16 protein-coding genes and 1 pseudogene are annotated in these 19845 nt (G+C 68.0%); 7 read left to right on the forward strand and 10 right to left on the reverse strand.

Annotation, left to right across the window (positions count from 1 at the left end; all coding sequences use genetic code 11):
• Positions 1 to 303 precede the first annotated feature (303 nt).
• From HUA76_RS07105 to HUA76_RS07120, 4 genes are all read left to right on the forward strand, one after another.
• The gene (locus HUA76_RS07105; RefSeq protein WP_174460358.1) at positions 304 to 1539 is read left to right on the forward strand and encodes an MFS transporter; all 1236 of its coding nucleotides are present in this window, start codon (positions 304 to 306) and stop codon (positions 1537 to 1539) included.
• A gap of 168 nt (positions 1540 to 1707) precedes the next feature.
• Positions 1708 to 2712: an alpha/beta fold hydrolase gene (locus HUA76_RS07110; RefSeq protein WP_174460359.1), complete on the forward strand. Its 1005-nt coding sequence runs from the start codon at positions 1708 to 1710 to the stop codon at positions 2710 to 2712.
• 141 nt (positions 2713 to 2853) lie between these two features.
• Entirely contained in the window at positions 2854 to 4572 is a 1719-nt protein-coding gene (locus HUA76_RS07115) for an alkaline phosphatase D family protein (RefSeq protein WP_174460360.1), read from the forward strand.
• A gap of 148 nt (positions 4573 to 4720) precedes the next feature.
• Positions 4721 to 5020, forward strand: a complete 300-nt coding sequence (locus HUA76_RS07120; RefSeq protein WP_141648617.1) for a hypothetical protein — start codon at positions 4721 to 4723, stop codon at positions 5018 to 5020.
• A gap of 65 nt (positions 5021 to 5085) precedes the next feature.
• On the opposite strand, the gene HUA76_RS07125 is transcribed toward HUA76_RS07120, so the two are convergent.
• Together HUA76_RS07125 and HUA76_RS07130 are read right to left on the reverse strand one after the other, a co-directional pair.
• The gene (locus HUA76_RS07125) at positions 5086 to 6603 is read right to left on the reverse strand and encodes an insulinase family protein (RefSeq protein WP_174460361.1); all 1518 of its coding nucleotides are present in this window, start codon (positions 6601 to 6603) and stop codon (positions 5086 to 5088) included.
• On the reverse strand, positions 6603 to 8009 hold the full coding sequence (locus HUA76_RS07130; protein WP_141648616.1) for a pitrilysin family protein: 1407 nt from the start codon (positions 8007 to 8009) through the stop codon (positions 6603 to 6605). Before HUA76_RS07130 ends, HUA76_RS07125 begins: the two co-directional genes overlap by 1 nt.
• Positions 8010 to 8206: 197 nt before the next feature.
• Between HUA76_RS07130 and HUA76_RS07135 the strand changes: the two genes are divergently transcribed.
• From HUA76_RS07135 to HUA76_RS07145, 3 genes are all read left to right on the forward strand, one after another.
• Positions 8207 to 8995, forward strand: a complete 789-nt coding sequence (locus HUA76_RS07135) for a DUF4190 domain-containing protein (protein WP_174460362.1) — start codon at positions 8207 to 8209, stop codon at positions 8993 to 8995.
• A gap of 114 nt (positions 8996 to 9109) precedes the next feature.
• Positions 9110 to 9595 (forward strand): DUF2267 domain-containing protein, encoded by a 486-nt coding sequence (locus HUA76_RS07140; protein ID WP_141648609.1) that lies wholly within the window; start codon positions 9110 to 9112, stop codon positions 9593 to 9595.
• Positions 9596 to 9721: 126 nt separating this feature from the next.
• Positions 9722 to 10306 (forward strand): hypothetical protein, encoded by a 585-nt coding sequence (locus HUA76_RS07145; protein WP_174460363.1) that lies wholly within the window; start codon positions 9722 to 9724, stop codon positions 10304 to 10306.
• Here the strand turns inward: HUA76_RS07145 and HUA76_RS07150 are convergent.
• The 8 genes and pseudogenes from HUA76_RS07150 to HUA76_RS07180 form a co-directional block, all read right to left on the reverse strand.
• Positions 10294 to 10899, reverse strand: a complete 606-nt coding sequence (locus HUA76_RS07150; protein ID WP_174460364.1) for a hypothetical protein — start codon at positions 10897 to 10899, stop codon at positions 10294 to 10296. The two genes, HUA76_RS07145 and HUA76_RS07150, sit on opposite strands and share 13 nt — an antisense overlap.
• Before the next feature lie 11 nt (positions 10900 to 10910).
• On the reverse strand, positions 10911 to 11918 hold the full coding sequence (locus HUA76_RS46395) for an ATP-binding protein (protein ID WP_217439478.1): 1008 nt from the start codon (positions 11916 to 11918) through the stop codon (positions 10911 to 10913).
• 12 nt (positions 11919 to 11930) lie between these two features.
• Positions 11931 to 12038 (reverse strand): annotated as a pseudogene (locus HUA76_RS46400) (AAA family ATPase); the annotation flags it as partial.
• Positions 12039 to 12186: 148 nt separating this feature from the next.
• Entirely contained in the window at positions 12187 to 14121 is a 1935-nt protein-coding gene (locus HUA76_RS07160; protein ID WP_371823435.1) for a HEAT repeat domain-containing protein, read from the reverse strand.
• 90 nt (positions 14122 to 14211) lie between these two features.
• The gene (dnaA, locus tag HUA76_RS07165) at positions 14212 to 15564 is read right to left on the reverse strand and encodes a chromosomal replication initiator protein DnaA (RefSeq protein WP_141648947.1); all 1353 of its coding nucleotides are present in this window, start codon (positions 15562 to 15564) and stop codon (positions 14212 to 14214) included.
• A 258-nt stretch (positions 15565 to 15822) separates the two neighbouring features.
• Complete coding sequence (locus HUA76_RS07170; RefSeq protein ID WP_174456102.1) at positions 15823 to 16107, reverse strand: hypothetical protein; 285 nt, start codon at positions 16105 to 16107, stop codon at positions 15823 to 15825.
• 3 nt (positions 16108 to 16110) lie between these two features.
• A complete protein-coding gene (locus tag HUA76_RS07175) occupies positions 16111 to 16515 on the reverse strand; it encodes a hypothetical protein (protein ID WP_174460365.1) in 405 nt (134 codons plus the stop codon).
• A 15-nt stretch (positions 16516 to 16530) separates the two neighbouring features.
• A complete protein-coding gene (locus HUA76_RS07180) occupies positions 16531 to 19827 on the reverse strand; it encodes a DUF3626 domain-containing protein (protein ID WP_174460366.1) in 3297 nt (1098 codons plus the stop codon).
• Positions 19828 to 19845 lie beyond the last annotated feature (18 nt).

A 19845-nucleotide genomic window follows, 5' to 3' on the forward strand; every position in this document is an offset into this window, starting at 1 on the left:
CGGGCGCGCGCTCGAATCCGCACGCGCGCACCGATGCCCCGACAATCACACACCCGCGCCCACGCAATTCCTCGCAGGGCTTTCATGAAATGCGTCGTATCAGGACATGCCTGAGCGACTGTGCCGTACGCCGCGCGCGTGAGCTGTGTCACAGCCCTGTCGAGCGAATCGTCCGTGTCGTCGTCATCCATCGCACGCTGAAGGCTGACTGCTGGGCCCACTGCGCCTCTCGTGATTGCGGCACCAAGCATGACGCGTCTCGTGGAAGCGCATCGCAGACGCGTGCGGTACAAGGGTTTCGCCGTGCGCGCACTTCGACTGCCCCATCTCTCCTCGCTTCGCGCCTTCGAACACCCCGGCTATCTCGCTGTCTGGCTGGGCGCACTCATCTCCAACATCGGCACCTGGATGGAGACGGTGGCGATGGGCGTGTACGTCACGCAGGAGACGGGCCGCGCCGAGTGGACTGGCGGCATCGTCGCCCTCGCCTTCCTTCCCTCCGTCGTGCTGTCGCCCCTGGGCGGCGCGCTCGCGGACCGCTTCGACCGGCGCGCCTACGTGGCGCTGGGCACCGGCGTGCAGCTCGCGCTGGCCGCGGTGCTCACGGTGCTCGCCTTCACCGGCCACCTCAGCGTGCCCATCGTCGGCGTCGTCACGCTGCTCAACGGCTGCGCGAGCACGCTCACCAACCCGGCCTTCTCCGCGATGCTCGCGGAGCTCGTTCCGCCCCGTGACTTGCACAGCGCCATGAGCCTCAACTCGGCGCAGTTCAACCTGGGTCGCATCATGGGCCCGCTGCTCGCGGCGCTGGTGCTCCAGATGGGCGGCGCGCCGTGGGCGCTGTTCGTCAACACGCTGTCCTTCGTCGCGGTGCTCGTGGCGCTGTCGCGCGTGCGCATGCCCACGCGAGAAGCCTCTCGCACGAAGGAGAGCCTCTGGGCCGGCATCACCCGAGGCGTCTCCGTGGCGCGCGGGGACGAGGACATCTCCCTGGTGCTGTGGGGCACGCTGTTCGTCGCCGCGCTGGTGGCGCCCTTCATCGGCCTGGTGCCCGTCTTCGCCATCAACGTCTTCGGTCAGGGCGCCGCCGCCACGTCGCTGCTCGTCGCCTGTCAGGGCGCGGGCGCGGTGGTGGCCGCCGTCGTCGTGGGCACGCTCGCGGACGCGCTCGGTCATCGCAAGCTCCTGGGCTTCGCCGCCATGTCCATTGGCGTGGTGTCCGCGCTCTACTGGATGTCGCCCACGCTGACGGTGGCCGCCGCGGCCATCTTCGTGCTCGGCGCCAACTACCTCACGCTGATGAGCGGCCTGCACGCCTTCGCCACCTCGCGCGTCCCCCGTGAACTCCAGGCGCGCGTGAGCAGCCTGTACAGCATGGTGCTCGGCAGCGGGTACGCGGTGGGTGTCTGGGCCCTGGGCGCGCTCGCGGACCGCGTGGGCGTGCGCTTCGTCACCATCAGCGCCAGCGTCCTGTTCTTCGCCATGGTGCTGACGCTGCGGCTGCTCAGCCCGCGCAGCTTCGAGCGCTCCCCCAACTGACCTCCCGCACCCGGGGTGCCCACGCCCTCCACGATGAGGGCGTGCCCCGGTCCACCTCCGGACATGAAGGCCGGTTCAGGTGTCGAAGGCCCTGCGTCCTCGCGCCCCTCGCGCTACACACGGACGCTGTCGCCGCGAGACACCGACCCCTTGCGAGGAGCCCGCTTCATGTCCTTCCGTCCGTCCCTCCTGGCCCTGACCGCCCTGCTGCTGTCGGCCCCGCCCGCCTTCGCCCAGACGAAGGGCGCCGTCGAGCCGCTCGGCACCGCGCTGGAGGGCCTTCCCTCCGCCTTTCCCGTGCAGAAACTGCCCCTGACGGTGGAGGGCCAGGACGTGCGCATGGCCTACCTCGACGTGAAGCCCACCGCGCGCGCCAACGGGCGCACCGTGGTGCTGCTGCACGGCAAGAACTTCTTCGGCGCGTACTGGGAGGCCACCATCCGCGCCCTCACCGCCGCGGGCTATCGCGTCGTCGCGCCGGACCAGCTCGGCTTCGGCCGCTCGTCCAAGCCGGACATCCACTACAGCTTCCACACGCTCGCCTCGCTGACGAAGCAGTTGCTCGACACGTTGGGCGTGAAGCAGGCCGTCATCCTGGGCCACTCCATGGGCGGCATGCTGGCCACGCGCTTCGCCCTCATGTACCCGGAGACCACCGAGCGGCTCATCCTCGAGAACCCCATCGGCCTGGAGGACTACCGCGAGAAGGTCCCCTGGCAGCCGACGGAGGCGTACTACCGCGAGCAGCTCGCCGTGACGGAGGCGTCCACGCGCAAGTACCACCAGACGTACTACGTGAAGTGGAAGCCCGAGTATGACGTCTGGGTCCAGGTGCTCTATCGCCAGACGCTCAGCGGCGACTATCCCCGCCTGGCCCGAGTGGCCGCCGAGACGTCGCAGATGATTTACGAGCAGCCCGTGTCCCACGAGTTCCCGCTCGTGAAGCCGCGCACGCTCGTCGTCATCGGCCAGGAGGACCGCACCTTCATTGGCCGGGGCAAGGTGCCCGCCGACGTCGCCGCGACGCTCGGCCAGTATCCCCAGTTGGGGAAGAAGACCGCCCAGGCCATTCCCCAGGCCACCCTGGTGGAGCTGCCCGCCGTGGGCCACATCCCCCACTTCGAGGCCCCCGAGAAGTTCCACGCCGCCGTGCTCGACTTCCTCGCGAAGTAGGCCCGCCTCGCCCCTCCTCCGAGCCTGTGGGCAACTTGGGGACGCAGGACACACTCCCCGCATGGGCTCCCGGCTACCGGGTTCCGGACTAGAGTCCGTGAATCCGGGGCTTACGGCCCTGGTGCAGACCGGGGGGAGCACATGAAGAAGCTGCTCGGGCCGATGCTGTACGCGAGGAACCAGCCATCCGAGGACACGTGGTCGTTCTTCGTGAACCTGTACCTCTCTGACTCGGACCCCACGAGGCCGCCTCCGTTGCGGCTTCGCTTCCAGGGGCTCGACGGCGTGGAGGTGGCGGGTGCTGTCTCCACTCCGCCGACGTCGGTCGCGGACTTCTCCTCGCTGAACAGCCCGGCCGCAGGTGTGTTGTGGCGGTGGGAGGTGACGCTCACTCGCGAGGCCACGCCCCGGCGGGTGACGTACCGCTTCGAGCCCGGGGAGGGCTGTGCCGCGCTGGAGCAGGTGGACTTCTCCTCGCGGGGCCATCCGGTGAAGCCCTGGGGCGAGGAGGACGTGAAGACGGTGGTGGTGCCCGCGAAGGGTGCCCTGCCTCGCGCGGCCTTCTTCTCCTGCAACGGAGCCAGCGACGCGAAGACGTGGGGCTCGGTGATGCGGATGAAGCGTCCCTTCGGCTGCTGGGCGGACATGTTGGCCCAGCACGAGGAGCCAAGAGAAGGCGGCTTCGAGTTGTTGCTCGGCGGTGGAGACCAGGTGTACGCGGACTCGCTCCTGGACCATGAGCCGCTGGTGGAGTTCCGCAAGCGGGAGCTGGAGCAGAAGCTCAACCGGGACTTCGGGCCGCCTCCGGGTTTCCACGAGGAGATGCTGGCGCGCTACGTGGAGCTGTACTGCGAGCGGTGGAGCGGCTCGGCGGGACTCGCGCCCATGCTCGCGCGGGTGCCAGGCCTGTTCACCTGGGATGACCACGACATCTTCGACGGCTGGGGCTCGCACGAATCGCTGCAGTCCTGCGAGTGGTTCGAGTCCATCTACAGCGCCGCCGCGCTCGCCTTCGAGGCCTTCCAACTGGGCGAGCTGAAGACGGCGGAGAAGAAGCCCGCGAAGCGCAGGCCCTGTGACGCGCACTATCTCCAGACGCTGCATTTCGTGGGCATGGAGTGCGACGTGGACCTGGTGGCGTTGGACCTGCGCAGCGGGCGCACGTACCGCAAGCAGGTCAACGGGAAGATGGCGCACGAGGTGATGAGCGCCGGGCAATGGGACACGTTGGATGCGTGGCGACAGGAGCACGGGAAGGACGCGGGGAAGAAGTCCAGGCACGTCATCGTGCTGTCTTCCATTCCGTTGGTGCACCTGCGCTTCGGTCCCTCGGTGGAGACGCTGGGCGGCGACACGGCGCTGCACGACGACATGCTGGACCAGTGGGAGTCCGTCGCGCATCGAGGCGAGCGCATCCGGTTGATGGTGGACCTGCTCCAACTGGCGAAGGTGTCGCACTGCGCGGTGACGGTGGTGTCCGGGGACGTTCACGTGGGGGCGCGGGGGCTCATCCGCTCGCGCAATCCGGAGCACATCCCGGCGGGGCTCGCGGAGGCCGCGATTGAGCAGGTGACGTCCTCGGGCATCGTCCACCCGCCGCCCAACATTCTCCAGTTCATGGGCATGCGGCTGTTGTCGGAGGAGTCGGTGGATGACCTGCCGTCGTACATGCAGACGGAGATGCTCCCGGTGGGCAAGAGCCGCTATCTGCGCGAGCGCAATTGGTTGTCATTGAAGGTGGAGCCCGCGCGCTCGAAAGTCTCGCGTCCGAAGCTGTGGCTGCGCTGGGAGGCCGAGCACACCTCGCTCTCCATGCAGGTGGTGGTGGAGCCGCCGCCGCTCGTCTCGACGCAGACCTAGCGACCCGGGCCACCTCGCCCACCACCCAGGCGGGCGGGCCCCGCTGTCGTCGCACGGAGCTTGGTGCCCGTGGTTGTCGCTCCGACATTGAGCCCTGTGTGGAGTCGGCGTGGGGATGCACTCCGCGCCCTTCGACGAGGAGCGCGACATGGGCACGGGCAACAAGAAGAACGACCCCTCGAAGGGTGGCGGGGCTGGGGGCCACCACAAGCCGACCTTCGCGAAGGACCGCGTGGAGCGAGGTCTGGAGGCGGATGACACCCTGCCCCTCTACGCCGCGGACTCCATCCGCAGCACGCGGGAGCAGAAGTTCGCGCTCGACAGCGACGGCCCCGTCGGCGGCGACGTGCCTGACATCCGCAGCCCCATCGATGAGGCGGACGAACTGGAGCGCGAGCGGCAGGGACGCGAACGGGCCCTGGAGCGTCAGGTCGAGGAAGAGGACTGATGCCCTCGCTGAAGAGGCCCGACGCGTCCTTCGTCGACGCGCCGGGCTCGCTGCTGGACTGACGACTACGGGCGCGCGCTCGCGCTGCCCGGCTGCGTGTCCGGCTCCACCGGCATCAGCTTGCCCAGGTTGAGCGGAGACACCTGCTCCTGGATGAGCAGCGGATCTCCCACGAGGATGATTTGCAGCGTGGCCGGGTCCAGGTACTTCTCGGCCGCGCGCTGCACGTCGGCCGCCGTGGCGGTGCGCAGCCCCTCCACGGTGCGGTTGAACTCATCCAGCGGCCGGCGCTTGCGGTACAACTGCGACGCGCTGGAGCCCAGCCCCTCCACCGACTCGAAGGCGCCGGGGAAGGCGCGGATGAGGCCCTCGCGCGCCGCCGCCAGCTCCTTCTCGGTGATGGGCTTCGACTTCAGGCCATTCAACTCGCCCATCGTCTCGTTGAGCGCGGGGCCCGTCACGTCCGCGCGCACCGACGTATAGGCCGTGAGCGGACCGACGCCCAGGCGCGCATCCGTGCTCGCCCCCGCGCCGTAGCTGTAGCCCTTGGCCTCGCGCAGGTTCATGTTGAGCCGGCTGCCGAAGAAGCCGCCGAACACGGTGGTGGCCAGCTCCAGCGAGTACTCGTCCGGATTGCCCGCGGCGATGGCGGGACGGCCCAGCATCATCACCGTCTGGTCCAGGCCGGGCTTGGGCACCACGTACACCATCTGGCGCGCGGGAGTGGACGGCGCGGGCGGCGCGGCGGGCGGGGTCGCGGGCGCCTTCCATGCACCGAAGTGCTGCTTCGCGAAGGCCACGGCCTCGTCCAGCGAGATGTCACCCGTCAGCACGAGCGCCGCGGCGGCCGGACCCACGTGCTTCTTGTAGAAGCCCTGGATGTCCTCCAGCGAGAGCGCCTGCACGGTGTCGGGCATGCCCGCGGACGTGTGCCCATACGGGTGCGTGCTCCCGAAGACGGAGGACAGGAAGACAATCTGCCCCAGCGCGCTGGGCTGACCCAGCCGGCGCACCAGGTCCGCGAGCTGCTGCTTCTTGCGCCGCTCGAAGGCCTTGGGAGCGAAGGTGGGCCGCAGGGTGACGTCCGCCAGCAGGGCCAGCGCGGCATCCACGTTGCGCGTCAGCACGCGCACGCCCACCTGCGCGCCATCCGGAGACACCTCCTGGAAGGCGGACACGCCCAGGTCCGAGAAGGCGTTGTCCAACGCCACCGTGTCGCGGGTGCCCGCGCCCTCCAGCAGCATGCGGTACGTCAGGTCGGCGAGGCCCTTCTTGCCCACCGGGTCCTGCGCGCTGCCCGCGGCGAAGGTGACACCCGCGAAGACGAGCGGCAGCTCACGCCGGGTGCTCACCAGCACGGTCAGCCCGTTGTCGAGCGTCGCCTTCTGGAAGGTGGGCAGCACCAGCTCCGGAGGCTTGCCCGGCTGGGGCGGCGTCGCGCGGAAGGCCTCCGCGTCGGCGGGCGTCGCGGGGTTCGGGGATTGGGGCGCGGCGGTGCCCTGGGGCTCGCTGGAGGCGGGCTTCTGCTGGCTGGCACAGCCGGCGAGCGAGACGGCGACGAGGGCGGTGATGAGGCGGCGCATCAGTGGCGCTCCTTCGGTTCGACGGGTGCCTGCTTCCGGGCGGGAGGCACGGCGTGGAGGATGACGCGAGCATCGGGGCGCAGCGTGTCGCGGGCGAACAGCTTCACGGACTCGGGCGTCACCGTCTCGTAGCGCGCCAGGTCCTGCGCCACGTAGCTGGGCTCACCGACGAAGTGGTTGTAGTTCTGCAGCACGTCCGCCTTGCCACCGAAGCCGCCGATGGACTGGAGGCCCGCCAGCGTGCGCGTGTCATAGCGGGTGCGGGCGCGCTGGATTTCCTCCGGGGTGATGCCGTTGCGGCGGATGTCTTCCAGCACCGCGTCCACTTCCTTGAGCAGCGCGTCCGTGGAGACGCCGGGCCGGGCCACCACGTCGAGCGTGAAGACCGACTGCGCGCCCTGGCTCTGCTGGGTGACGTTGACGCTCTGGGCCAGCTGCTTGTCCAACACCAGCCGGCGGTAGAGGCGGCTGGCCTTGCCGGTGCCGAGCGCCGTGGCCAGCACGTCCGCGGTGGCGTCCCCGTCCTCGAAGTACCCGGGCGACAGCCACTGGATGGACAGCAGGGGCAGCGTGGCCACGCGCTCCTCGTGGCGGATGACCACGGGCTGCGCGAGCTTCACCGAGGCGACCTCGGGCTTCGTCGGCTTGGGGTGGCTGGGCAGCGAGCCGAAGTACTTCTCGATGAGGGCCTTCGTCTTCGCCACGTCGAAGTCACCGACGACGGCGAGCGTGGCGTTGGACGGCGCGTACCACTTGCGGAAGAAGTCCTTCACGTCCTCCGGCGTGGCCGCGTCCAGGTCCTTCATCGAGCCGATGACGTCACCGTGGTACGGGTGCGGCAGCGGGAACAGGGCGTGCCAGGCCGCCTCGCGGGCGAGGCCATAGGGCGCCGTCTCGGTGCCCTGGCGGCGCTCGTTCTTCACCACCTCGCGCTGGGTGGCGAGCTTCTCCGGGGAGAGCGCGTCGAGCAGGAAGCCCATGCGGTCACTCTCCAGCCAGAGGGCGGTCTCCAGGTGGTGGGTGGGCACCGTCTCGAAGTAGTTGGTGCGGTCGAAGCTGGTGGTGCCGTTGAGGTCGGTGGCGCCCAGTTGTTCGAGCATGGAGATGTGCACGTCATCGGCCACGTTGCGCGAGCCCTGGAACATCATGTGCTCGAAGAGGTGGGCGAAGCCGGTGCGGCCGGGCTGCTCGTGGTAGGCGCCGACGTGGTACCAGACGTTGACGGAGACGACGGGCAGCTTGCGGTCGACGGAGAGGATGACCTCCAAGCCGTTGGGCAGCGTGTACTTCTCGTAGGGGATGGCGACCGCTTCGCGACCGGGCTCCAGCGGCTTCGCCTCTTGTGCTGAGAGGGCGAGTGCCGGGAGCCCGAAGACGACGAGGGCTGCGGCGACGAGGGCCTTCATTCGGGACAAGGTTCCTCCGGGGCTTCCGTGCCAGGGACTCACCTCTCGCGCTTAGCACGCGTCCCTCGCCGGGTGGGCAAGGAATGACAAGCGGAATGGGCGGCGGGTGGCAACTGTTGAGGGCCGGCTCCGAGCGGGATGAGGTGTCCGTTGACTCGCGTCCCAAGCGCGCGGCGCTCCATGAGACACTGGAGCGCATGGTTTCCTTGGTCGGTGTCACGCCTCGTTGCGCTCTCCACCCGGAGGTGGAGGCGGGGGGGACGTGTCAGCGCTGCGGCGGCTTCGTCTGTGAGGAGTGCTCCACGTGGGTGATGGGCGTGCTGTATTGCGCGTCCTGCTCCCTCCGCCCGGAAGTGAACTACCTGGAGACCTTCCGGCTGAAGCTCTGGGGGCGGCGCGACACGAATGCGTGGCTGGTGGGAGTCGGGACGCTGGCGGTGCTCGCGGGCGTGCTGACGGCCTTGTTGCAAGGCGTCTGGCCCATGGCGCTGGTGCTGCTCGGCGCCGCGGTCGTGGGTGGGGCGTTCTACCTGGGAAAGCGCTGGGCGAGGACGGCCCTGGTCTTCACGCCGGTGGTCGCGGGCGTGGCGGGCGCGGCGATGTTCGGCCCCGCGCTGCTCGTGGGCGGGTTCCTGCTTTTCGTCACCGCGTTGCAAATCTTCCTCGACACGAGGAACCGGCTCTTCTTCCGCGTGGACGTGTCGGAGAAGGAGCTGCGACGGTTGTGGGATTTGCGGGTCAACAACCCGATGGCGAGACATGCGCTGTCGTTGGGGTTCACGACGTTCATCTTTCCGGTGCTGGGGCCCGTGGCGGTGGTCTTCGGCCTCATCGCCTTGCGGAAGGTGGATTCGCGAGCGCGGCCTCCCATCGGTAAGGGGTGGCAGGCGGTGGCGGGCATCCTGCTGGGGGTCGGGGGCACGGTGCTGTGGTTGCTGCTCTTCGGGCCGCTCGTGAAGGGCTTCCTGGAGCGGCTTCCCGCCTGAGTGCCGGCCCGCCGCCCCGGCGCGCGGCGGGGGCATGCTGTCTTCTGGGAGGGAGGTGTCCACGGTGAGTGGGTGGGAGTCAGCCACCACACCCGGACAGGGGAGGGCCACGACATGGCGAATGAAAACGAGGGACGACCAGAGGCAGGCGAGCGCCCGAGCACGTCGACGGAGGAGCTGCGAGCGAAGCGGCGCGAGTCGAGGACGTCGCGGACGTACACGCTCTTCTTGAGGGACCTGGAGGCGAAGGCGGGAGTCGACCGTCCGCTCGCGGAGCGGGCCGCGGAGTCGGTGCTCTGCACGCTGGAGCAGCGGTTGATGGGCCAGGAGGTGGAGCACCTGGAGGCGCAGTTGCCGCAGAAGGTGAGGGACTTGTTGCAGCGCTGCCCGCGACACGAGGGCCTGCCTCCCCGCAAGTTCAAGATGCTGGAGTTCCTCCAGATGGTCTCCGACGACCTGGACACGACGCCGAACGAAGCGGAGCGCCTCACGCGCGCAGTGTTCGCCACGGTGCGAGCGCATATTTCCGAGGGAGAGGCCGAGGATGTGATTGGCCAGCTCCCCGCGGACCTGCGCGCGCTGTGGGTTCCGGAGGCATGAGGGGTGGGAGCTACCGTCGGTGATGGAACAGGGACCCGGTCGGACACTCGACGCTGAGGCTCGGGTGTCCGAGGATTCAGGGGTGGCATCGTTGACCTGGAACTGAACGCGCGGCAGGGTGGCTCCGTGAGACAGGGCTGGCGGCACTTCATCCATCAAGCGCTGGAGGGTGTGGCCGACGACCCGCACGTGCGGATGCTCCGCGAGCGGCTGCGCTCGGGGGGACAGGTCGTCCGGGTTCACTTCGAGGACTCGGGACCAGGTCCCAGCTATCGGGTCGTGTTGTCCCTGGACCGGCAGCTCTCGGAGCTGCGGGTTCCTCATTCCGAGAGCTTCACCCGCTGGTCACTGGAGGCCGGGGTGCGCATGGCCACGCTCGAGGACGAGGTGGCTCGGTTCACCCTGCTGTTGCGAGAGCGGCTCCAGGTGGTGGAGGCGGAGCTGGGACGGAGCTCTCTTCAGGGAGTGCTCGTCGAGGTTGTGCGGGAGCTGGGACCACCGAAGGCTCAAGCGAGCCTCTCGGGTCGTCAGGTACACAGTCTGTCCGAGGGGCGGGCTCGCCTTCAGGCGATGCGCACGGTGGAAGGGGTCATCACCACGCTCGTGAAGGACCTGGGCACCGGGCTCAAGTACGACGAGGCACAGGTGGCGGGGACTCTCGACGCGGTGCTGGAGCGCTTCGTGAGCGTGCCCTCGCCTCACCAGTCCTGAAGCTGAGCGGCGAAGTGCTGGAAGCTCTTGCGCTCGCGGAGGCGGTCGAGTGCATCGGGACGCGCCAATTGCTCCAGTGCCAGTTGGGTGCAGCGGGCATTGGGCGGGAGAGGATGTCCGTAGAACTGCTTCTTGAGCTGAGACCGGTGGTAGCGCGTCTCGGGAGGCCGTCCCCCGAAATCGTCACCGCGGAGCTGGAGCAACCAGGTTTCGAGCGTCTGGATGGGCACCACGATGCATGCTCGGTGAGACGTTCCCTTCCAGGATGGCGGGACGGCCTGGGAGAGCCAGCAGACCCGACAGTCGTCCTCCTTGGCACCGTGCTGTTCGGGCGTGTGGGAGTGCTCATGCTCCGGGCACTTTTTGCTCCCACCGTCGTTGTCGACGGCTACGAGTGCGCGATTGACACCGTTCGAGGCAGCGGTTTCCAGGAATGCCTCCGAGAGTTTGCGGACCCGCCGGAATCCGCCGCCGTGGAAGCTGATCTGGGTGGACCAGCGCTGGACTTCGACACTGAGCATTCGGGCGAGAAGGACGCGATAGACCTCCGCGTCCATCTCATCGTTCTCGCTAGCGATGGCGACAGTGAGCATGTCGTGGTGGCCTAGAAGTCCTGGTTGAAGAAACCGCTCTCCAGCAGTTCGCCTGGAGGCGCACTTGTCAGGGCTTCACGCAGGAGGGGGATGTCCTGAAGGCGGTTCACACGTGTCCCTGTTTCCGAGCGGCGGAAGAGGACGATGGCCTCTGGCTCGTCACGGAAGGCATTGAGCAGCACGGGGGAGTGGGTCGCGATGACGAACTGGCACTTTTTCGCGAGGGTGAGTTCCTTGAGCAGGTCCACCAGCTCGCGCAGGCGACGTGGGTGGATGGAGTGCTCGGGTTCCTCGATGAAGATGATTTGTCCGGGGCCTGCCTCGATGGCGTGCATGGTGAGCGCGGTGAAGCAGAGCACACCGTCGGAGAGGTGCTCGGCGTCGAACTCCTCTCCGTCGCGTTGACGCAGCCAGAGGCGCTGGTGTCCGGGCGTAGGCGCTGGGCGCACGAGCGCATTGCGGACTTCAGGGAGGCACTTCTGGAGAAAGGACTCCAGCTCCTCGACCTTCTCTGGGCGGGAGCCACGCCAGAGTCCAAGCACCGCCGCGAGCCCTGCTCCCTCGGGAGTGAGTTTTGGCTCGGGGACGACCTCGGAGTCCGCGCGCAGAGCCCGGAGCGACAGCTTGACCATCCGTGAGTGAGCGAGGGGCTGCCAGAAACTCAGCATCCTTCTGTCTTCGCCCGCGACAACGAATCTGAGAGCTGGTGCGAGGTCCCCAGTGGAGTTTTGGGTCTGGACTCCTCGGACGATGAAGTCGTTGGGGTACCGGAACCGAATGGTCAGGTCGGCTTCCGATGCGCTGATTTCCTCAAAGGAGGGAATGGCTCCGACGCGGGATGATCGTGATAGCTCAAGGATGTAAGTGCTCCCGAGATCCGTCTCCCAGCCCAGGGCAAGGTTTTCGCCGTGCTTGGGAGCGTGGATGTATGGGCGATGGAAGAGGAAGTGAGAGTCTCCTTCCTGCATCACGGCATCTTGTCCCTGACCGACGACCAGATTGGACACGAACCGGCCCACGGTCATGAAGCTGGACTTGCCCGAGTTGTTGGGACCGACCAGCACGGTGATGGGCTCCAGGGGAACCCTCTGCAGAGTGCCGAAACTCTTGAAGTTCTGGAGCGTGATGGACCGAATCATGAAGCCAGTCTAGGCCGGGTCCTCCCGTGAGCGGGCGGTTGCCGTGCCGTGAACGGGTGAGTGAAAGTCCGACCAGGTTGCGACACTACTGATGCGCCAGGTCCTCATATCACAAACAACCTGTCACGTCACTTCCTCGAGAGACGCCCTACTCCGCGAGGAGTGATGAAGCCAGACGTCTCACGTCCTCGGAGTCATCGCGGGCGACCACGTCGCGCAAGAGCTCACCGGCCAGGTGCTCCACGGTGAGCAGTGTCCCCAGCATCCGCACCACCTCGGCGCGGACCTGGGGCTCGGGCTCCGCTCGCAACACCTGCGCCACCGCGCGCAGGTGAGGACCAGCCACACGCCGCGAAATCATCACCGCCGCCTGCACGCGCACCCGTGCCTCCGGGTCCTCCAGCAGCACCGTGTCCAACAACACATCCACGTCCGCACCCGCCATCGCCCCCAGCGCCTCCGTGGCCACCACGCGCACCTCCGCCGAGCGGTGAGCCAGCGCCGCGCGCGCATACTCCAACCCCCGCGCCGAGCCCGTCCGCGCCAGCGCCCGCAAGCACGTCTCCACATCCAGCCGCTTCGCCTCGCAGCGCCCCATCAACCCATCGAGCACCCCGAGCGCACGTCCGGGCTCCGAGCGCTCCAACCCCTTCGCCACCGAACCGAGCGCGAGCACCACCGCGCGCTTCAGCTCGCCTTCCTTCGTCGCTCCCACGGCCCGAGCCAGCGCTTGCGTCAACTCCGCCGACGGCCGCGCCACCTTCCCCGCCGCCGTGGCCACCAACGCCCGTGTCGTCACCCTCAGCCGTGATTCCCCCAGCAGCCGGGCCAGCTCCCGCTGTGCCTCCGGAGTCCCCGCGCTCCCCAGCGCGTCCAGCACCTGCGCCACCCCGCTGCCTTGAGCCGCTGCCACCCGCCGCACGCGCCGCGCCGCCAGCACCGCCTTCGTGGGCAGCAGTCGGAACAGCGCCGCCAGTCGATCCCGGGCCTGAAGCAACTCCTGCTCCCGCGTCTCCGTCTCCAACACGCCGAGCAGGACCTCCAGCGTCGCATCCCCCACCAGCCGACGGTCCCCCTCCACCGTCGCCGCCCCCATGCGCGCGGACTCCATCGCCGACAGGGGCTCCGCGTGCAGCCGGCTCCGGGACTCTCGAAACACTCGCATCGACAGCGATGTCCGACGCGGCGTCTCCAGTCGTGTCAGCGCCACCCGGGTCTCCGCGCGCGTCTGGGGCAGTCCCGTCGCGCCGCCTCCCAGCTCCACCACGTCCGAGCCCGTCACCTCTCGCAAGAGCCCGTCCTCGTCGAGCATGAAGTCCAGGTGCCCCCGCAGCCGAGGCACCACCAGGCCCGGACCCCGAGGCCCCGTCGGCGCCCACAACGGCAGCGCCGTCCGCAGGTAGCGCCGCTTCGTCTTCACGTACGTGTTCGCGCTGCCCCCCGTGCGGTACTCCGACTCGTAGTCCCCAGTGGTGTCCGTCTCCTCCGTGCTCCAGCTCCGCCCGTCCTCCGCCACGAACTGGGTGGCCGCCAGCAGCAAGCGCACGAACCGCCTCTCCCGCGCGGCCAGCTCCCCGTCGAAGTGCACCGAGAGCACGCGTCCACGGGGGTCCTGGGCCACGTACACGGGCCGCTCGAAGCGCGAACGAAAGGCGCGCAGCTCGTCCTCGCCGAGTGGCTCTTCCTCCTCCACCCGCGAGGGCTCCACCCGAGCGGAGAAGAAGTGCTGTCCTCCCTCCTCGCCCAGATACGTCAGCTCCAGCACTCCGCTCCAGCCGGTGTGCCGCCAGGTGCGTCCCGTCTCCGCGCCGGGGAGCTGCTCGGCCGAACGCGCATCCAGGTCGAACGAGTACCGGTGCTCCAGTCCGGGCGTCAGCACGCGTTGGCGGCCTCGCTTCCCGGGTGGGACTGTCTTTGGGACAGCGGTGGGAAGGGGCTCGTCGGAGCGCGGTGCGGGGTGGCTCACCGAGATGACCTGGGTGGGCGCGGACGGCTTCCAGCCTCGCTGCGCCTCGAAGCTCCACAGGGCCATCACCGCCAGCAAGACGATGAGGGGCACCAGGCTCTTCAGGCGAGGGGACACGGCACCTGAGATACGGAGCCACCCCCCATTCCTGGTCGTCGGCCCGGCGTGACGCGGTGCCTCAACCCGGGGAGGAGGAAGACCGAACGCTCACTGACCGCCGAGCCGCAGCTCCAGCTCCGCCAGCTCCCGCTTCACGGTGGGGTCCGACTCCCGCAGCCCCTCCACCTTGCGCACGGCGGAGATGACGGTGGAGTGGTCCTTGCTGAAGCGGGACGCAATCTCCGGGTAGGAGCTCTTGGTCAGCTTGCGGCTCAGGTACATGGCCACCTGCCGCGCATGCGCCAGGGCCTTGTGACGGCGGTCTTCCTTCAACGACTCCACCGTGACTTTGTAGAAGCGGGCCACCTCGCGCTGGATGGCTTCCACGTCCACCACGTTCTGCGCGGGGAGGATGTCGCGCAGCACCTCCGCGGCGAACTCCTCCGTCACCGGCTGGCGCGTCAGGCTGTGCACCGCGGACAGCTTCACCAGCGCGCCTTCGAGCTCACGCACGTTCTTCTGGATGTGCTTGGCGATGAAGTGCGCCACCGAGTCCGGCAGGTCCAGGTTCTCCGTCAGGGCCTTCTTCTGGAGGATGGCCACCCGCGTCTCGTACGTGGGCTCGCGGATGTCTGTCATCAACCCCATGGTGAAGCGACTGCGCAGCCGCTCCTCCAGGCCCGGAATCTCCGCGGGCACCGTGTCGCTGGTGAGGATGATGGCCTTGCCCAGCTCGTAGAGCGTGTTGAAGGTGTAGAAGAACTCCTTCTGCGTCTCCTCGCGCTTGCCCAGGAACTGGATGTCGTCGATGAGCAGCACGTCGCACTCTTCCCGGAACTTCCGCCGGAAGTCCGTCATGCGGTGCTCGCGAACGCTCTCCACGTACTCGTTGGTGAACTGCTCGCTCGACAGGAACACCACCCGCTGCGTGGGGTCCTTCTCCCAGATGTGATTGCCCACCGCCTGCAGCAGGTGCGTCTTCCCCAGGCCGGTGCCGCCGTAGATGTAGAGCGGGTTGTAGTGGTGGCCCGGCTTGTCGGACACGGCCTGCGCCGCCGCGGCGGGGAGCTGGTTGCTGTCCGCCACCACGAAGGTGTTGAACGTGAAGCGGCTGTTCAGCCTCGAAGGACGGCCAATGCTCACCTTCACGGTGGGTGTGGGCGGGAAGAAGCCCTCCGGGACAAGTCCCTCCACCACTTCGTAGGCGACGGAGACGAGTCCGTCACCCAACCGGGCCAGGTGTCCTTCGAGCAATCCGCGGTAGTGGTCATCCACCCAGTCGCGGAAGAAGCGATCCGGAACACCGAGGACGAGCGCCCCGTCACGGACCTCCAGCGCGCGAACCCGGTCCAACCACTGGAGCGCGTACTGACGGCCTTCCTGACGGATGGCCTCCAGCATCTTGTTCCAGAGAATTCCAGCACTTGGAATGGAGGGTGCGGCCTGAGCGAGGGCGTTCAAGTGTGTCTCAACCGTGCAAAGCGGAGGGAGTTGCGAGCGTCTGGCGGTGCTAACAGACGCTTCCGGGTGGATCAAGCTACCGACCCAAAGCGGCGCCGTTGAAGGATCTTTTCCGGGTCCGGATGATCGGCAACGGCCATGCCGCCCCGGCGCGATTGTGGAGATCCGCCCGACGCCCCCCAACCGCTGGGGTTCCCCTGTCCCGACTTGACTGTGGGTACGGAATGCAAAAGGGCGCGGCTTCGCGCGCACGCGCCCTCAGGGGCTCCCGGTGGATCCGCTGGAGGGCACCACGCCCAGCGCTTCGTGGCTCTGGGCATCCAGCTCCGGGAAGCAGAGGTGACACGGCCCTGGGGGCAGTCCGCCGACGCGCGCGAAGCCCCGCGCATCCGTGCGTCCCTTTCGCTGGGTGCCGTCCGCGAGGATGACGATGAAGCGCTCGTTGGCGATGGGCATGTCGTTCTCTCCCACGAGTTCGAGCTCCACCCAGCCCTCTTCCAGGGGGCACGCCTGCACCGCGGCACTGTTGTCTTCGAGGCCCATGTCCTAGGTCCCTCCGTTCCTGAAGCGCTGTCGTGTCTGGGCGTTGCGTTCTTCGCGCTGCTTCCTACGCGTCGCCTCCAGGTGCAGGCGGCGCATCCGCTCGTGCGGCTCGGTGACGTCCGCGTCATCGAGCATCTGTGCGGCCCAGCGCAGCTCGGGACGTGACTCGAAGTCGAGCCCGTGCAGCGCCGTCACCTCCAGGTACCAGGTGAGGCCCTGCCTGGACGTGAGCGAGCGCGCCTTCGCCTGACTCATGCCCTCTCTCACGTGCGCCGCGAGCGCCGCGTCGTCCAAGGCTCGCAGCTCTTCGGGGAAGTGGCGCCGCAAGTGCTCGCGCAAGTCCGCTTCGAAGCGCTGCTCCGAGACGGCGCCGAGCGCGCTCAGCTGGTTCTTTCGAATGGTCAGCATGGGCGAGGGCATCCGTTAGAGCGTGGACTCCGCTTCGGAGCTGGGGAACTTCGAGTCGGGAGGCTTCGAGTCGGACACGGGGAGCTTCGGCTTTGGAGGCGCCTTGTGGTGCTGCGCGCCGGAGAGCTTTCCGGTGACGGTCCGCGCGCCGAGGGGGTTCTGTTGTTTCATCGCGTCGTCCCGAGTGGCGAAGACCTCGAAGCTCTCGTCGCTCACGTAGCGCACGGGGATGCCGCCGGGGCGCTCGTCGGTGGCCCACAGTTGAGCGAAGGCGAGCAGCTTCGCGTCGAAGGCGCCCCAGTCCCAGACCTTCTCCTCGCTCTTGTACGCGTCGCGGCTCGCCGGGTTCACGCTGATGCGGATCTCCTCCACGTCGTGGGCCCACTCGACGAGCCCGTGGATGTGGGCCTCGATGTAGGGGATGGCGGCCTTCTTCTGGGCCGCCCTGCGCAGGCCGTCGTTCTGTCCCCGCCCGGCGGCGTAGAGCTTCAGGTGGTCCTCCTGGAAGCGCAGGCCGCTGATCTGCTTCAAGAGGGTGAACGGGTGGGTGGGCGTGCAGAGGTCGTCGGGGAACACGCCCACGCTGAAGGTGTCGTTGTGCGTGAGGGTGATGCGCCGCCAGAGGTGGGGCTTGAGGATGTAGGCCGCGTCGCCGTACTTGGGGCACGCGCCGGACGTCGTCTGCGCCAGGTTGATGGCGGCGTACTTGGGCCGGCGCGCGCGGTCGAAGCCAGGGGACTCGCAGGGGGTCTGGTACTGGACCTTGAAGCGCTCGGCGTTGTCGCGAGGCACCGAGTCCGTGCTCGCGCCCACGCGCTGCTTGCCCGTCTTGAAGAAGATCTCCCAGTACTGGGCCAGGTGCGCCGGCAGCTTCGTGCCCCGGTCCACCGCGTCGATGACCTTCTCCAGGTCATCGCAGTTGAGGTTCGCCGTGAGCTGGAACTGCACCAAATCCCGGCCGAAGTTCTCGACGGTGTAGTCCGTGGAGCCCGTGGTGTTGAAGGCCGTCAGGGCCTCGGTGGCGAGGGCGTGGTCGCGCGTCACGCGCTCGATGGTGTTGATGCGCGCGCGGACCAGCACCAGGCGCTCCTCGGGCGTGAGCTTCAGGAACTGGGCGTCCTTCGGGTCGAAGCAGGCGTGGAAGTAGTACTGGTAGAAGAAGGGGAAGGACCGAGGCTTCTGGACGATGGCCTCGATGAGCACCGACTCGTGGGCCTCGAAGTAGCCGCCGAACTGCTTCGTCACGCCCCGGAAGGACTTGAGCCCTTCCTCGAAGTGGACCCTCCCTGGCCCTCCGGGCTTGCCGTCGTCTCCGTCTTCGGGCGGCACGGCGATCTTCTCGGTGATGTGGACGAACCAGGCCGCGTCCGCGATGAGCTGCTCGCGGAACTCCTGCTTGCGTCCCTCCGCCAGCTTCACCCTGTCCAGCCGCTCATCGGTCAGGAACAGCAGTCGCTCTGGCAGGAACTTCTTGTTGTTGAGGACGCGGTGGATTTCGAGCGTGTCCGCGTCGTGGACAATCTGCTCGTTGAGGTCCCCCAGCCTCGGAGGCTTGGGCTCATCCGTGCGCGCGGTGTTCTTCGCGTCGCCCTTCTTCGCGGAGCGGCTGTCCACCTTGCTCACGGTGAGGACCTTCGCGACGGAGACGCCCTTCTCCTCCGGGGGCTTCGGCTTCTCCTTTCGCTCGTCGTCGTTCTGCTCGTTCTTGACGATCATCCTCGCGACGTAGGCGGCGTACTCGTTCCCGTAGCCGGACTCGCGCAGGTAGTAGAAGCAGTTGCGCGCGCTCTCGTGCTCCCAGACGTCCTTGCCTGAGCTGGCGCGGGCGCAGTCATGCATGCCGATGCCGTAGGCGATGGCGGAGATGTCCACCTCATCCAGCTCGGGCTCGGGCATCCGCGCGAGGGCTTCGTCGCGTTGCCCGTCGTCATTGGCTGGTTTGGTGCGCAAGCTCTCCGGTCGCGTGTCCCCGGGCAGGAAGCGCGGCTGGCCATGGCGCAGGTAGAAGTTCGCCATGGCCATGCCGAGTATCAGGCTGCGCGCGATGTGCTGGTGGTTGTGGTGGAAGTCGGGAACGTTCTGCTCGTAGTGCGCCAGGAGCGTGTTCATGTCCTGGCGCTGGAACTGGAAGAAGGTGGGCTGGAAGCCCTCCGCGGGCACGCGCTTGAGGAGGCTCTGCGTCCGGTCCGTCTGGATGGCCTCGGAGTCGTCTGGATGGAGTCGGGGCTCCAGCGTGAAGCCGCCCTTCTCCACATAGGTGGAGTACTTGGAGACGAACCCGCCCCCCTTGGGCTTCCGAGGTGAGGGGACGCTCGACGACTCACCGAGCACCTCCCAGAGGGTCCGTCCTTCGTCCACCAGGGTCATCAGGCTCTCGGCGCGCTCGCCGTTGATGACCGTCAGCGCGCTCGGGCTGGTGTGGATGAAGCACTTGGTGAAGTCCCGGTCGTTGTTCGTCGCGAGCAGCAGGGCCGTCTTGAGCTTCTTCTTCCGGCTGCTCTTCGTGCTCATCAGCGACTTCTTGAGGATGACGTCCGAGTCGCTCTTCTTCGTGGGCTCGGGAGACTTGCGCTCCTTCCGGGCAGACGACTCGCCCCCGAGCGGAGGCGGTGGCTGGGCCAGGGGCGCGGGCGGAAAGAGGGGCTCGAGCGCCCTCAACATCTGTCCCCGCAGCAGGTCGCAGCTCGCGCTGGTGATGAGGCCGAGCGGGTCCGCGGAGAGCGTCTGCCCCGCGCGCATCAGGGCCCGGGCGAACTGGATGACGTAGAGGCCGCAGTTGTAGCCATCCTCCTGCCGCTCGACGTCCGCGGAGGTCGTGAAGTCGAGCGCCCGGGAGAGATAGCCCTTCGCGTGGAGCTTCTGGATGAGGGCCCGGGCCGCGCCCGCGTTGCTCTCCCCCAGGGAGTCGTAGTGCACGAAGGCGCGGGTCGCCGCGGAGAAGACGAGCAGGCTCCAGTGGGTCTCCTCGGTGTTGACGGGAAAGAGGAGCACCGGCGCGTCCTTCGGCAGCCGGGTGGTCGCCAGGTCCAGGTGCCGCGCGGCGCCCAGCTCCGCGCCCAGGGAGTTGCCGAAGGCCTCGTCATCCCCGTCCTTGCCCGCCTTGACCACGGAGGGGGAAATCCACATCACCTGGTGGGCGTTCAGCGCCCCCAGCCCGTCGTCGTAGCCGGTGACGCCGTGGTCGATGAGGGTGTCCGTCATCCAGCCGGTGTCTTCACGCAGTTGGAAGAGGTCGTAGCGGCTCAGGAGGTTCCGCGTGGCGCGCAGAACGGTTGCGTCACTGTCGATGTAGAGAATCCACTCGTGGGCCATGAGGGCTTTCGCGGGCGC

The sequence above is a fragment of the Myxococcus sp. CA056 genome (assembly GCF_013336715.1).
GTDB classification, from domain to species: Bacteria; Myxococcota; Myxococcia; order Myxococcales; family Myxococcaceae; genus Myxococcus; species Myxococcus llanfairpwllgwyngyllgogerychwyrndrobwllllantysiliogogogochensis.

Coding starts and splice junctions, on each gene's coding strand:
- HUA76_RS07110 (WP_174460359.1), top strand. CDS start 1,708: ATGTCCTTCCGTCCGTCCCTCCTGGCCCTGACCGCCCTGCTGCTGTCG.
- HUA76_RS07115 (WP_174460360.1), top strand. CDS start 2,854: ATGAAGAAGCTGCTCGGGCCGATGCTGTACGCGAGGAACCAGCCATCC.
- HUA76_RS07120 (WP_141648617.1), top strand. CDS start 4,721: ATGGGCACGGGCAACAAGAAGAACGACCCCTCGAAGGGTGGCGGGGCT.
- HUA76_RS07125 (WP_174460361.1), bottom strand. CDS start 6,603: ATGCGCCGCCTCATCACCGCCCTCGTCGCCGTCTCGCTCGCCGGCTGT.
- HUA76_RS07130 (WP_141648616.1), bottom strand. CDS start 8,009: ATGAAGGCCCTCGTCGCCGCAGCCCTCGTCGTCTTCGGGCTCCCGGCA.
- HUA76_RS07135 (WP_174460362.1), top strand. CDS start 8,207: ATGGTTTCCTTGGTCGGTGTCACGCCTCGTTGCGCTCTCCACCCGGAG.
- HUA76_RS07140 (WP_141648609.1), top strand. CDS start 9,110: ATGGCGAATGAAAACGAGGGACGACCAGAGGCAGGCGAGCGCCCGAGC.
- HUA76_RS07150 (WP_174460364.1), bottom strand. CDS start 10,899: ATGCTCACTGTCGCCATCGCTAGCGAGAACGATGAGATGGACGCGGAG.
- HUA76_RS07170 (WP_174456102.1), bottom strand. CDS start 16,107: ATGGGCCTCGAAGACAACAGTGCCGCGGTGCAGGCGTGCCCCCTGGAA.
- HUA76_RS07175 (WP_174460365.1), bottom strand. CDS start 16,515: ATGCTGACCATTCGAAAGAACCAGCTGAGCGCGCTCGGCGCCGTCTCG.
- HUA76_RS07180 (WP_174460366.1), bottom strand. CDS start 19,827: ATGGCCCACGAGTGGATTCTCTACATCGACAGTGACGCAACCGTTCTG.